Annotated in this window: 1 rRNA gene; it reads left to right on the top strand. The window is 38.8% G+C overall.

The annotated features are described in order from the left end of the window. Nucleotides 1-150: 150 nt before the first annotated feature. A 16S ribosomal RNA gene (locus DOS84_RS18890) occupies nucleotides 151-255 on the top strand; the annotation flags it as partial.

Below are 255 nucleotides of genomic sequence, written 5' to 3'. Positions count from 1 at the left end.
AAGATACGTTCCTAGACATATTGAATTGACAGCCGTTTTTATCGAAAGATAAGAACAAATAAAATAAGAGTAATAGAATCGGAAGATTTGAATAGAACCACTAGAACTTCAGTCAAATAAATAAAGAGCTATTTATAGTTCAAACAATATACGATGAAGAGTTTGATCCTGGCTCAGGATGAACGCTAGCGGCAGGCTTAACACATGCAAGTCGAGGGGTATTGTTCTTCGGAATGAGAGACCGGCGCACGGGTG

Source organism: Flavobacterium aquariorum (genome assembly GCF_003254745.1).
GTDB lineage: Bacteria > Bacteroidota > Bacteroidia > Flavobacteriales > Flavobacteriaceae > Flavobacterium > Flavobacterium aquariorum.
This window is presented reverse-complemented; position numbering and strand designations above follow the sequence as displayed.